We start from the raw sequence: 12,992 nt of genomic DNA, 5'->3' as shown, positions 1-12,992 counted from the left end.
TCGGCTCGCTCATCGCCGAGGCGATGGACAAGGTCGGCAAGGAAGGCGTCATCACCGTCGAGGAGAGCAACACCTTCGGCCTGGAGCTCGAGCTCACCGAGGGCATGCGCTTCGACAAGGGCATGACGTCGATGTACTTCGTCACCGACTCCGACCGCATGGAGGCTGTGCTCGAAGACCCGTACATCCTGATCGTCAACAGCAAGGTCTCCGCCAACAAGGACCTGCTGCCGCTGCTCGACAAGGTCGTGCAGTCGGGCAAGCCGCTGCTGATCATCGCCGAGGACGTCGAGGGCGAGGCCCTGGCCACCCTGGTCGTCAACAAGATCCGCGGCCTGTTCCGCTCCGTCGCGGTCAAGGCCCCGGGCTTCGGTGACCGTCGCAAGGCCATGCTCAACGACATCGCCATCCTGACCGGTGGCCAGGTCATCGCCGAGGAGGTCGGCCTCAAGCTCGAGACCGCCACCCTCGACCTGCTCGGTCGCGCTCGCAAGGTCGTCGTCACCAAGGACGAGACCACGATCGTCGACGGCGCCGGTGACGCCGAGCAGATCTCCGGCCGGGTCAACGAGATCCGCGCCGAGATCGAGCGCACCGACTCCGACTACGACCGCGAGAAGCTGCAGGAGCGGCTGGCCAAGCTGGCCGGCGGCGTGGCCGTCATCAAGGCGGGCGCGGCGACCGAGGTCGAGCTGAAGGAGCGCAAGCACCGCATCGAGGACGCCGTGCGCAACGCCAAGGCGGCCGTCGAGGAGGGCATCGTCCCCGGCGGTGGCGTGGCGCTGCTGCAGGCCGGTGCGAAGGCGTTCGACAAGCTCGAGCTCTCGGGCGACGAGGCCACCGGTGCCGCCATCGTGAAGAAGGCGCTGGAGGAGCCGCTCAAGCAGATCGCGGTCAACGCCGGTCTCGAGGGCGGCGTCGTGGTCGAGCGCGTGCGCAACCTCACCCCGGGCGAGGGCCTCAACGCCGCTTCGGGCGAATATGTCAACATGTTCGAGGCCGGCATTCTCGACCCGGCCAAGGTGACCCGTTCGGCGCTGCAGAACGCCGCCTCCATCGCGGCGCTGTTCCTGACGACCGAGGCCGTCATCGCCGAGAAGCCCGAGAAGACCCCCGCCGCTCCGGCCATGCCGGGTGGCGGCGACATGGACTTCTAGGTCTTTTCGTCGCCGGAACGTAGGGCGGCCCGGGTTCTTTCCGGGCCGCTCTTGTTTTTGTTGAACTGCCATTACGTTTCGCAATTGATCTACTACTTACGGTGAGGAAAGGTGGTGCCACACACCTCAACGAAGGAGTAGACAATGCTTTCCCGCAGCAAGCGCATTTTCGGTATCGCCGCTCTGACCCTGGCCGCCGCCACCGCCACGGCCGCCCCGGCGTACGCCGACGAGAACTTCGTGACCGACCTCGGCATTCTGCGAGAGCTGCAGGCCCCGCTGTGCCTGCCGGGCGCGACGACGGGGATCGCGATCGTCGACGCGCTGCTGCCGCAGCTCATGGCCTGCGCCCAGGCCAAGATCGCCGGCTGATCCGACCCCGACACACCGGAGCGCCCCGCCGATCACGGCAGGGGCGCTCTGGTCTTCCTCCTGGCGGACGGTGCCCGCGTGCCCCCCGAGACCGGAGGTGTCGGGTCAGACGCCGTAGGAGGCGATGATGTGGCCCCGGGCCAGGGTGTTGGCCGTGATGTTGAAACCGACCACCGCCGGGCTCGCGTCGCTGTCGACCCCGAGCGAGTCGACGCCCAGCGCGTGCACCGTGAACACGTAGCGGTGCGGGTCGCCGGGAGGCGGGGCCGCGCCGCCGTACGCCTTGAGGCCGTAGTCGTTGCGGGCGTGCGTGGCGCCCTCGGGCAGCCCCTTGAAGTCGGGGGCGGTGCCCGCGCCCGTGGGCAGCTCCGTCACCGACACCGGCAGGTCGAACAGCACCCAGTGCCAGAAACCGCTGCCCGTGGGCGCGTCGGGGTCGAAACAGGTGACGGCGTAGCCCCGGGTGCCCTCAGGGGCGCCTGACCAGCGCAGGTGGGGCGACAGGTTCTGGCCCGTCATGCCCCAGTCGTTGAAGACGTGCAGGTCGGAGAGCGTTCCGCCGTCTTGGAGGTCGTCGCTCTCGACCACGAGTGCGGGGACCGACGGCAGGTGTTCGTGGGGAAGCGGTGCGGGCACGGCATCCTCCTTGGGTGAGAGCCGGGTGCTTGCCCAGCCATCCTAGAAGCGGCCGCGCCCGCCACCTCCCAAGCCACCACCACGATCAACCGGCCCGTCGTCGGGCGTTCTGGGGGGAGTGGGGCGTTGGGTTGTCGCTCCGGCCGTGGGGCTCGTGCGTTCGAGCGGACCGCTGGGGGCGGGGCGTCGTACGGGCTGGTCAGGCGGTCAGTTCGGCGGGGAGGGGCTTGTCGTGCAGGACCGTCAGCGAGGTCACCGCGCGGGTCAGCACGACGTAGAGCCGGGCCAGCCCTCTCGGCTCGGCCGAGACGATGTCGGCCGGTTCGACCACGATGACGTGGTCGTACTCCAGGCCCTTGACCAGGGTGGCGGGGACGACGAGGAGGCGGTGCTCCTCGGCGGAGTCGGGGTCGAGCACGGCGTGCGGGAGGCCGTCGAGCGCCTGCGAGACCTGTGCGACCAGCGCGTCGGGGACGATGACGCCGATGGAGCCCTCCTTGCCCAGGGACTCCTCGGCGGCCCGCGCGACCGAGCCGCCCGGGGTGATCGTGAGCGAGCCGACGCCGGGGCGCAGCGAGCGCGGGGCGGCCAGTTCGGGCGCGATGGAGGGGAGGAGGCGGGCCGCGTAGTCGAGGACCTCGCGCGGTACGCGGAAGCCGAGCGTCAGCTCCGTCACCTCACCCTCGCGCTGCCCCAGGTGCTCGAGCACCGCCTCCCACGACCTGGTCGACCACGGCGTCGTGCCCTGGGCCAGGTCGCCGAGCACGGTGGCCGAGCCGTTGCGGCACCGGCGGCCCAGCGCCCTGAGCTGCATCTCGGACAGGTCCTGAGCCTCGTCCACCACGAGGTGGCCCAGGGAGGGGGTGCGTTCCATGAGGTCGAGGAGCTCGTCGAGGAGGGCGGCGTCGGCGGCGGACCACTTGGCGGACTTGTGACTCCGGTACGGCTTCCGCCAGATCAGCATTTCCTGCTCGTCGGGCGACAAATCGGTTTTGGCGGCCTTGGCGAGGAAGTCCGGGTCGGCGAGGAGCCGATGGAGGACCTGCTCGGGCGTCAGCTTGGGCCACACCGCGTCGACGAGCTGCCTGACCGGCTTCGACCGGGCCACGGCGTCCTGGACCCGGTCGTCGGGCGACTCGCCCCGCTGCTCCATCCGCACCAGGACCTGGTGTGCCAGCCGCTGCGCCAGCGCGGCCCTGCCGGGGTTGTAGCGGGTGGTGCCGCGCAGGGAGGCGACGATCTCGCGTACCTCGTGGTCGGCCACCCGGTAGCGGTAGGCGCCCTTCGTGAACACCACCCCCTCCTCGGGCTTCGTGATGTGCAGCCAGAGGGCGCGTTCGAGCACGGCGGCCATCCTGGCGTCGCCCTTCGCCGCCGCCACGAGCGGATCCTCCGGCGTGGCGTGCTCGCCGAGCAGCCCGGCCACCGTGGTCTGGTCGACCTTGACCTCGCCGAGCGCGGGCAGCACGGAGGAGATGTAGGAGAGGAAGGCCCGGTTGGGCCCGACGATCATGACTCCCGACCTGGCCAGCCGCTCGCGGTGGGTGAACAGCAGGTAGGCGGCCCGGTGCAGGCCGACGGCGGTCTTCCCGGTGCCGGGCGCGCCCTGCACGCACACGGTCTGGGCCAGCGTGGAGCGGACGATCTCGTCCTGGTCGGGCTGGATGGTGGCCACGATGTCGCGCATGGGGCCGGTGCGCGGGCGTTCGATCTCCTCGGTGAGGATCTTCGAGGGGCCGATCTGGCCGCCCTCGCCGAGCGGCTCGTCCTCGTACGCGGTCAGCGCGCCGCCGTGGTAGCCGAAGCGGCGCCGGCGTACGACGCCCATCGGCTCGGCCGGGCTGGCCTGGTAGAACGCGCGGGACACCGGGGCCCGCCAGTCGATGACCAGCGGCTTGCTGTGGCCGTCGTGCACGTGGCGGCGGCCGACGTAGATCGTGCGGGGCAGGTCGTCGTGGCCGGTGCGGTCGAGGCGGCCGAAGAACAGCGGCGTGTCCGGATGGTCGGCCAGGGCCGCCACCCGCTGGTCGAGCAGCGACTGGAGGATCTGCTGCGACACCCAGTCGCCGGCCGCGTCGGCGGACAGGGACTGGGCGTGGGCCCGCATGGCCTGCAGCGCGGCCCTGGAGCCGGCCAGGTGTGCCTGCTCGGCGGCGAGCACGTCGGTGGGCAGGTCGGGGGGTATGTCGGGGGCCAGTTGGTGCGCGGGCATGCGGAACGTCTCCCTGGTGGATTACGGAGGTGGTCAAGGCAGCGAATCCGCCAGTTTAATGGCGACTCGGCTGGGCCTCCAAGGTATTTACCGGCGGCGGGCGGGGTAGGGACGGGAGGTGGCGCGGGTCCAACTCCGTTTCTCGCCGATCATCCCCACGATCGCGAGCTTCCTGCTGGCGGCGTTGTGGGGGTTCTCGGTGTTCGCCGGGTGGGGGCCGGCGGCGTTCTGTTCCGGCGACGAGGCCGCTGCCGCGTGCTCGCGGCGGCTCGAGCTGGTCTCGACGGTGTCGGGGTTGTTCGCCGCGCTGGCCGCCTGCTGCACGGCGGCCGCCTGGCTGCTGCCGTGGGCCAGGCAGGACCGGCGCACGTTCGCGGGCCTCATGGCCGCCGGGGTGGTGGCCTGGATCGCGGCGGAGGGCGTGCTCTTCGTCGGAGGGATGATGTCCCGCTAGGCCGGTTCGCGCAGGGGGACCCGAGTCCGCCCGTCTATCACCACAAGCCCGACAGAAGCGGCTTTCTTCAACGAACCTGGGAATACCGAAAAATTCGGGCATTTCAGGTGCGTTTGTCGGATCATGGGGGTATGTCGCAGGCGGCGTGATAGTACGCAGGTGAGGGGGGTGGTTCGAATGTCGGCCCGCGGAGTCTCGTGGACGTGACACCACGCTGAATGCCTGGCCGCTCAGGCGAGCGGCCGGGCATCACACCACACCTCTCAGACGCCGCCCAGCACGTCGTCGGCGTCGATGATCTGGTACGCGTACCCCTGCTCGGCCAGGAACCGCTGCCGGTGCGCCGCGAACTCCTGGTCGACGGTGTCCCTGCTGACCACGGTGTAGAACCGGGCGCCCCCGCCGTCGGCCTTGGGCCGCAGCACCCGCCCGAGCCGCTGGGCCTCCTCCTGGCGCGAGCCGAACGTGCCCGACACCTGGATGGCGATGGCCGCCTCCGGCAGGTCGATGGAGAAGTTGGCCACCTTCGACACCACCAGCACCTGGATCTCCTTGTCGCGGAACGCCTGGTAGAGGCGCTCACGCTCCTTGACCTTGGTGTCGCCCTTGATGACGGGCGCGTTGAGGTGCTCGCCCAGCTCGTCGAGCTGGTCGATGTACTGGCCGATGACCAGCACCTGCTCGCCCAGGTGGCGGCGGACGAGGGCCTCGGTCACGTGGGTCTTGGACGGCGTGGTGGCGCAGAACCGGTAACGCTCCTCGGACTCGGCCATCGCGTACGCCAGCCGCTCCTGGTCCGTCAGCGTCACGCGTACTTCGACGCAGTCGGCGGGCGCGATCCAGCCCTGGTTCTCCATCTCCTTCCAGGGCGCGTCGTAGCGCTTGGGGCCGATCAGCGAGAACACGTCGCCCTCGCGCCCGTCCTCCCGCACCAGCGTCGCGGTGAGCCCGACGCGCCTGCGGGCCTGGAGGTGGGCGGTCATCCGGAAGATCGGCGCGGGCAGCAGGTGCACCTCGTCGTAGACGATCAGGCCCCAGTCGCGGGCGTCGAACAGCTCCAGATGGCTGTAGACGCCTTTGCGCCGCGTGGTCATCACCTGGTAGGTGGCGATGGTGACCGGGCGGATCTCCTTCTTCGAGCCGGAGTATTCGCCGATCTCGTCCTCGGTCAGCGACGTGCGCCTGAGCAGCTCGCTCTTCCACTGGTGCGCGGAGACGGTGTTGGTGACCAGGATGAGCGTGGTGGCCTCGGCGTGGGACATGGCGGCCGCGCCCACGATGGTCTTGCCCGCGCCGCAGGGCAGCACGACCACGCCCGAGCCGCCGTTCCAGAACGCCTCGGCCGCCTCGCGCTGGTAGGGCCGCAGCTCCCAGCCCTCCTGCAGCAGCTTGATCGGGTGCTGCTCGCCGTCGACGTAGCCCGCCAAGTCTTCGGCCGGCCAGCCCAGCTTGAGCAGGGCCTGCTTGACGTTGCCCCGGTCGCTCGGATGCACGACGACCGCGTCGTCGCCGAGCCGGTCGCCCAGCATCGGCTGGATCTTCTTCGAACGCAGCACCTCTTCGAGCACGGCCCGGTCGGTGGAGGTGAGCACGAGCCCGTGCCCCGGGTCCTTCTCCAGCCGCAGTCGGCCGTAGCGCGCCATGGTCTCGGCGATGTCCACCAGCAGGGCGTGCGGCACCGGGTAGCGGCTGTGGCTGATCAGCGCGTCGATGACCTGCTCGGCGTCGTGTCCGGCGGCGCGGGCGTTCCACAGCGCCAGCGGGGTGACGCGGTAGGTGTGCACGTGTTCTGGAGCGCGTTCGAGCTCGGCGAACGGCGCGATCGCCTTGCGGCAGGCGTCGGCCCGCTCGTGGTCGACCTCGAGCAGCAGCGTCTTGTCCGACTGGACGATCAGCGGTCCATCGCTCACTGGCTTTTCTCCGTGGGGTTCAGACGGGGGCCTGGCGCATCAGGACCATCGTCTCCTGATCCCGGCCTCCCCGCTCCGACTCTCCAACAACGGGCAGGCCAGGATTAGTCCTCAGGACCGTCTGATCAGTCGTCGAACGCGCCGCTGAACCCCAGGGCGAGGAAGGTGCCGATGGTCACCACGAAGCCCAGCCCGAACAGGACCCAGCTCCAGGTGATCATGGTGCGCGCGGTCCGCGGCTCGGTGCGTGACCTGCCGATGGCCAGACCGGCCAGGATCGCGCCGGGGATGCCCAGGACGTTGCAGCAGGAGACGACCGCGATCAGGTTGAGCACGAGCGCGACGATGGCGTTGGCGCTCGGTCCGTCGTCGCGCGGGGGCGGAGTGCCGTAGCCATAGCCGTATTGGGGCGGCGACTGCTCGCCGTAGGGCGCCCCGTAAGGCTGGTACGGATATCCCGACGGATCTTCCTGACCCATGTTCACCTCCAGACAGGTCAACAATTATCACGGAATCGACAGACGCCAGACCGCGGGCGCGAGATCGGCAGAGCCGCCCCGGCGGTCAGCCGAGCCTGCTCCGCAGGGCCTTGCGGTCGAGCTTGAGCACGCTGGTCACCGGTACGGAGTCGACGAAGCGCACCTCGCGGGGATACTTCACCCGGCCCACCCGCTCGCGCGCCCACCCGATCAGCTCCTCCTCCGTCACCGTCGCCCCCGGCCTGAGCTGCACGAAGGCCACGACCTCCTCGCCGACGCGGGGATCGGGACGGCCGACGACGCCCGACATCACGACGTCGGGATGCCGGTCGAGCGCGTCCTCCACGTCGCGGGGGAACACGTTGAAGCCGCCACGGATGATCAGGTCCTTCTTCCTGTCCACGACGTAGAGATACCCGTCGTCGTCCACGCACCCGAGATCACCGGTACGCAGTTCGTCGCCGACCAGCGCCGTGCCCTCGGGGTCGGGCTCGTGCTCGCCCCAGTAGCCGAGCATGAGCGACTCCCCGGCGACGCAGATCTCGCCGACGTCCCCGGTCTCCACCGCCTCGCCCGCGCGGTCGCGGATGGTGATCGTGTAGCCGGCCAGCGGCAGCCCGACGCTGCCCGCCCGGCGCCGGCCCGGCGGGTTGAAGGTGGTGACCGCGCTGGTCTCGGTCAGGCCGTAGCCCTCCAGGATCCGCACGCCGGGCAGCCTGCGCTCGAACTCCTCCAGCGCCGCCCGGCCCAGCGGCGCCGCGCCGCAGGTGAGGTAGGCCAGGTCGGGCAGCTCGTACGTCTCCAGCGGCTCGGCGAGCAGGAGGTGGACCATGGCGGGTACGACGGTGCCGTACTGGACGTGCTGCTCGGCGGCCAGCCTCAGGAACGCCTTCGGGTCGAACCAGCGCATCAGCACCGCCTGCTGCGGCTCGCTCGCGTGCATCGAGGCGACCGTGACGATCAGCCCGTACGCGTGCGACAGCGGCACGGGCACCAGCGCGCGGTTCCTCCCCTCCTGGTGCGACAGGTCGAAGGCGTCCTTGGCCACCTGCCACAGGCCGTGGTGGCTGAGCATGACGCCCTTGGCCCTGCCGGTCGTGCCGCCGGTGTACATGAGGGCGGCCAGGTCGCCCGGGTCCCTGCCGACGGGGCCGCGCTCGGCGGCGCGTTCCAGCTCCGCCGTGTCCACGTGCACGGGGAGGCCGACGCCGGTGGCGCGGACGTCGCCGGCCAGTTCCGGCGAGGTCACGATCGCGCTCGCGCCGCTGTCGAGCAGGATGTGCCGCAGTTCCTCCCGTCCCACCAGGAACACCACCGGCGTCACCACCGCGCCCGCCGCCCACAGGGCCTGGTAGACGAGCGGCACCTCGGGCGAGTTCGCCATCATCACCGCGACCCGGTCGCCCGGCCGGATTCCGGCCTCGGCGAACCCGCCGCTCATCCGGCGCGCACGTACGGCGAGTGCGTGACTGCGGTGCCACACGCCCTCGTAGAAGATCGAGTCGTGGTCGTCGAAGCGGTCCCACGACTCCTCGGCCAGCCTGCCCAGCGTTCGCTCGGTCACATGCCCAACCTGCTGCGCGTGAGGACGCGCGGTCAAGCCGCCACGGGCTTGACCAGTCATTGTGGACGGCCTCCCCATAGCCCGTAAATACGTATTAATCTTCCTCTATCCCCATTCGAGTTTTCATGTCGGCCTAGATCGTGTAAAGGTTGGAGACCTAAGGGTCGTGGGGGCCCGCCGGAGCCATGGAGGGCATGATCGGCATGTCCGCTTTCTCGGTCGTGAGGTCTGATCTCCGCAGGTCAACGGGAAGCTGCGACGCTGTGCGACCCTCTCGCATAAAACTGTGCGAAGCGAAGAATTTTGTTGCCTGACCAGAAACTCCGTAGAAAACTTTCCAGTCAATTCCGAGGTGGCTCCGTGACCGAAACGCCTGAACCGGGCGAGATCGACCTCGACAACATTACGCTCACCGGGAGCCTGAGAGCGGTCGGCGACCACCTGCGCGCGGTGACCGGCCCGGCCACCGGAGACCTGAGCCGGCGCGCGGCCGACGCACTGCTGCGCTCGTACCTGGAGCCGGGCTGCTTCCCCGACGCAGTGCGCCGGCTGTCCGTGCGGCACCTGCTCGTGCTCGTCGGCGAGGAGGAGACGGGCCGGCGGCTGGGCGGCCTCGCCCTGCTGTCGCGCATGTCGCTGGCCGAGAGCACCATCACCGTGCTGTCACCGGCCGCGGACGCGCGCGACCTGCTGTCCGGCACCGAGTACGAACCGGGCCGGGCCTACCTGCTGCACGACTGGATCGCGGTCAGCACCGACCGCACCGAGCTGGTCAACCTGGCCCGCAAGCTGGCCGAGCTGGGCTCGTACCTGGTGGTGACCAGGAGCGGCGCTCCCTCCGAGGCGGTCGAGGTGGAGCATTCGTGGGCCGCGCCCGATCCAGGGGAGCTGTACGACCTGTGCCTGAGAACCTCCGGACGGCGGGCGGGCCTCAGCCAGGAGGAGCTGACCCGCGGCCGGGACCTGGCGCTGAGCCTGCCGACGCCCGCCGAGGTCGTACGCCTGTCCGCCCGCGTCGCCCACGGCGGCGAGCTGGGCGCCGAGGAGGTGGCGGCCTGGTTCGACACCAAGCCGCCCATGCGCGAGGTGCTGGCCGTGGCGGCGCTGGCGTTCACCCACCGGGCGGCGGAAGACGACTACGACGAGCAGCTCGCCCGGCTCGAACGGCTCCTCGGCCACGAGACCCTCCGCCGGCCCTCACGCTGCCCGCTGGTCGTCGTCGAGGGCGGGCTCGTCGGGTTCCGCGACGCCCGCCGGCGCGGGCAGGTGCTGGCCGAGCTGGCCGCCCGGTACGGGTTCTGGCTGTGGCAGCCGGTGCGCGAGTGGGTCAGGTCGCTGCCGGGGCAGGGACCGGCCGGCCAGGTACGCGCCGCGGCTGGGCTGGCGCTGCTGGCCAGGCACGCGTTGAAGGAGGTCCGGCAGGAGTTCCTGGAGGTCTGGGCGCGGGGCGGCGCGGCAGAACGGGTGGCGGCGGCCAACGTGCTGTCGTACATGTGCGCCGACGACACCCTCGCCCCCGAGGCGCTCGGGCTCGCGCTGAGCTGGGCGGCGGACCCGGGGGACGCGCGGGCCACGACGGCGGCGGTGGCGCTGGGCGGCGGGCTCGCGGTCCGCTACCCCGGCGACTGCGCGCGGCTGCTGCTGCGGCTGGTTTCCGCGGGCGGGCCCGCGGCGGCGGTGGCGGAGCGGTCACTGGCGCTGCTGCCCGGCGACCCGCAGGGACGCCGCCCGCAGCCTTGAGCGCCCGCAGCCTTGAGCGCCCGGTGCCGTCGAGCGCGCTAAAGACCGGCCACGCCCGTGATGCGGTGCAGGGCGAAGCGGTGGACGGCCGCTCTGGTCTCGTCGTACGCCGTCAGGTAGCCGCCCTCCATCCTGGCCGGCTCCAGGATGCGCGAGGTCGCGTTGCCCTGCGAGTCGAGGTAGCCGATCCACACCCGCACGCCCTGCTTGATCGCCTCCTGCAGGGCCGAGATCGTGGCCGTGGCGGGCCCGCGCGGCACGTGGCCACCGGGAGCCTCCACGGGCTCGCGCCGCGCCAGGTGCGCCGCGTCACCGGCCCGCAGCGCGCGTACGGCCGCCGCCGCCACGTCGGGGTCGAGGCCGTTGGGCGAGGCCACGGCACGGGCCGGGGCGGTGCCCTCGGTACGCCGGTTCTCGAGCTGGGAGATGATCACGTCGCCGTCGAGCGACTCGGCGACCGGCGCGTACCCCATGGCCCGCAGCGAGTCGACCAGCGCCGCCCTGGACGAGCGCGAGGCGATGACGGTCGGCGCGAGCCGCCGCAACCGCAGCGCGGCCGAACGGCGGTCGGCGGTGATCTGGTCGAGCAGCGCCGGGTCGTCGCACCGGATGTACGCCCCCGCCGTGCCCACCCGGATCCGCCCGTGCCGCCGGGCCACATCGGTCACCAGGTACGACAGCGTCTGCGGCACCGGCGTGGCCGAATGGCGGGCCAGCATCGCCACCAGCTCCTCGCCTCCGTGCCCGGCGTCGAGCGCGCGCCGGATCGAGCCCTCGCTGAACCGGTAGACCGTGGCGCCGCCCTTCGACTCGACGTCGGCGGTGAGCGTCATCCAGCGGTTCAGCTCGCTCGTGAGCGGCCCCGGCGCGACGGCGGTGAGGTCGGCCTGGAGCAGCACGTGGTCGACGGGCTCTGGCAGCAGCGGGGCCAGCACCTTGGCCGCCTCGCCGCCCTCGATCAGCGCCCGTCCGTGCGCGGACAGCGCGCCCAGCCCCGTCACGCCGACCTGCTCGGCCTCCCGCAGCGCGAACTCGGTGAGCTGCTCCCGCAGCGGCCCCCGGCGGCGCGGCTGCTCCCAGGCCAGCCGTTCAAGCACCGCGTCGCGGTCGGGAGCCAGGCCGGGGGCCGCCGCCAGCACGCCCAGCGTGGCCGACCTGACCCCGGGCGCGGACGAGCGGCGCAGATCGGTGTGCAGGGCGTTGAGCGGCCTGTCGCGCTCGTCGCGCTCGCCCACCAGCCCCGGCAGCCGGTCCGTCTGCAACCACGTGGCCGCCAGCACCACCCACCGGTCGGCGGTGGACCTGACCCGCCACAGGTCGTAGCCGGAGGTCGGCAGCCACTCGCCGTCCACGCCGCCACCGGACGCGATCAGCCCGGCCGCGTGCGCGACCTCGATCACCAGCGCCGCCGCCCACTCGGGCAGGTCCAGCTCGCCCGCCGCGCGCTTCAGATCGCGTACGCCCAGCCCGCCGGTACGCAGCACACCCGGCGGCTCGACGCTCCACCGCTCGCACAGCTCCTCGACCGACCTGACGAACATGAACGCCTGCCCGGCCGCCGTACGGTCGGCCAGCCCGCGATCGCGCGTCGCCCCCTGGAGCGGCGGCGGCACCGCGAGCAGGCCACGGTGCACCCGGCCGCCGCGCAGGTGGAGCGCGACCTCGCGGGGCAGTGTCACGCTCTCTTCGCCGGTGGCCGCCAGCAGGCCCCGCGCCAGCAGTTCCTCGATGGGGGAGCGGGCGGAGCCGACGCGTACCTCGCGCCTGGCGTTGGGCACGCGGCCGGTGGGCGGGCCCCAGACGAGCTGGTCGAGCGCGGCCCTGGCCTCCGGGGAGACGGACTCGACCAGCGCGGCGGGCGCGGCCAGCACGGCCGCCAGGCGTTCCCTGCCGGTGCCCGGCGTGCCGGGGGCGACGTCGTCGGCCATCTCGTCGAGCTGCTCGGGCGCGTGGTGCCGGAACGCGTCCACGGCCCTCGGGCCCAGCCCCGCGGGGTCGTCGAGCACCTTGCGTACGCCGGGGCCCAGCTCGAGGGCGTCGTCGGGGCCGTAGACCAGCGCCAGATCGCGCAGCCTGTCGAGCGCGGCGGAGAGCGCGGGCCCGGGGTCGCCGGTCGTGGGGCCGGTCACGGGAGCCGTCGTGGGACCCGTCGAAGCGGCGGTCGTGGGGTCGGTCGGCGGGAGGGTCGCCGCGCCGATCAGATCGCTGAGCGCGTCGATCGACAGCGGCTCGCCGCACACCGCCAGCGTCTCGACGACGGCCAGCGTGAAGCGGTCGAGGCGGTCGAGCGCCCTTCCGATCGCCGAAGGGCTGGCCGCGCGCGCCGCGAGACCCTCCAGATGCGCGGGCACCGGGGTGATCAGCTCGGGACGCGCGGAGACGAGCGCCCGTAGCTGTTCGTCGGTGCGCCCCCTGATCCACTCCGTGAACTCCATCGTTGCCATGGTATGTCCCACCTGATTGAGGCA

Annotated in this window: 10 protein-coding genes; 4 read left to right on the top strand and 6 right to left on the bottom strand. The window is 71.7% G+C overall.

The genetic code is table 11. The features are described from left to right. Together groEL and ACZ6S0_RS44035 are read left to right on the top strand one after the other, a co-directional pair. Positions 1-1,157: chaperonin GroEL (groEL, locus tag ACZ6S0_RS44040; RefSeq protein WP_465925398.1), on the top strand; the 1,157-nt coding region annotated here is incomplete at its 5' end. 144 nt (positions 1,158-1,301) lie between these two features. Further along, a complete protein-coding gene (locus tag ACZ6S0_RS44035) occupies positions 1,302-1,529 on the top strand; it encodes a hypothetical protein (protein WP_465925396.1) in 228 nt (75 codons plus the stop codon). 105 nt (positions 1,530-1,634) lie between these two features. On the opposite strand, the gene ACZ6S0_RS44030 is transcribed toward ACZ6S0_RS44035, so the two are convergent. Together ACZ6S0_RS44030 and ACZ6S0_RS44025 are read right to left on the bottom strand one after the other, a co-directional pair. Beyond that, a complete protein-coding gene (locus ACZ6S0_RS44030; protein WP_465925394.1) occupies positions 1,635-2,165 on the bottom strand; it encodes a YbhB/YbcL family Raf kinase inhibitor-like protein in 531 nt (176 codons plus the stop codon). 199 nt (positions 2,166-2,364) lie between these two features. Then, on the bottom strand, positions 2,365-4,377 hold the full coding sequence (locus ACZ6S0_RS44025) for a HelD family protein (RefSeq protein ID WP_465925392.1): 2,013 nt from the start codon (positions 4,375-4,377) through the stop codon (positions 2,365-2,367). Between the two features lie 118 nt (positions 4,378-4,495). Between ACZ6S0_RS44025 and ACZ6S0_RS44020 the strand changes: the two genes are divergently transcribed. Further along, complete coding sequence (locus ACZ6S0_RS44020; RefSeq protein ID WP_465925390.1) at positions 4,496-4,831, top strand: hypothetical protein; 336 nt, start codon at positions 4,496-4,498, stop codon at positions 4,829-4,831. A gap of 263 nt (positions 4,832-5,094) precedes the next feature. On the opposite strand, the gene ACZ6S0_RS44015 is transcribed toward ACZ6S0_RS44020, so the two are convergent. From ACZ6S0_RS44015 to ACZ6S0_RS44005, 3 genes are all read right to left on the bottom strand, one after another. Next, a complete protein-coding gene (locus ACZ6S0_RS44015) occupies positions 5,095-6,741 on the bottom strand; it encodes a DNA repair helicase XPB (protein WP_465925388.1) in 1,647 nt (548 codons plus the stop codon). Between the two features lie 125 nt (positions 6,742-6,866). Further along, the gene (locus ACZ6S0_RS44010) at positions 6,867-7,220 is read right to left on the bottom strand and encodes a hypothetical protein (RefSeq protein WP_465925386.1); all 354 of its coding nucleotides are present in this window, start codon (positions 7,218-7,220) and stop codon (positions 6,867-6,869) included. Between the two features lie 85 nt (positions 7,221-7,305). Beyond that, positions 7,306-8,784, bottom strand: a complete 1,479-nt coding sequence (locus ACZ6S0_RS44005) for an AMP-binding protein (protein WP_465925384.1) — start codon at positions 8,782-8,784, stop codon at positions 7,306-7,308. 360 nt (positions 8,785-9,144) lie between these two features. On the opposite strand from ACZ6S0_RS44005, the gene ACZ6S0_RS44000 reads away from it, so the two are divergent. Further along, positions 9,145-10,524, top strand: a complete 1,380-nt coding sequence (locus ACZ6S0_RS44000; protein WP_465925382.1) for a hypothetical protein — start codon at positions 9,145-9,147, stop codon at positions 10,522-10,524. A gap of 38 nt (positions 10,525-10,562) precedes the next feature. Here the strand turns inward: ACZ6S0_RS44000 and ACZ6S0_RS43995 are convergent, their stop codons facing one another. Continuing rightward, the gene (locus ACZ6S0_RS43995; protein WP_465925380.1) at positions 10,563-12,959 is read right to left on the bottom strand and encodes a helicase-associated domain-containing protein; all 2,397 of its coding nucleotides are present in this window, start codon (positions 12,957-12,959) and stop codon (positions 10,563-10,565) included. Positions 12,960-12,992 lie beyond the last annotated feature (33 nt).

It is taken from the genome of Nonomuraea sp. NPDC051298 (assembly GCF_055586305.1).
Note: the sequence above shows the minus strand (reverse complement) of the source record. Positions and strands in the feature narration are given on the sequence as shown.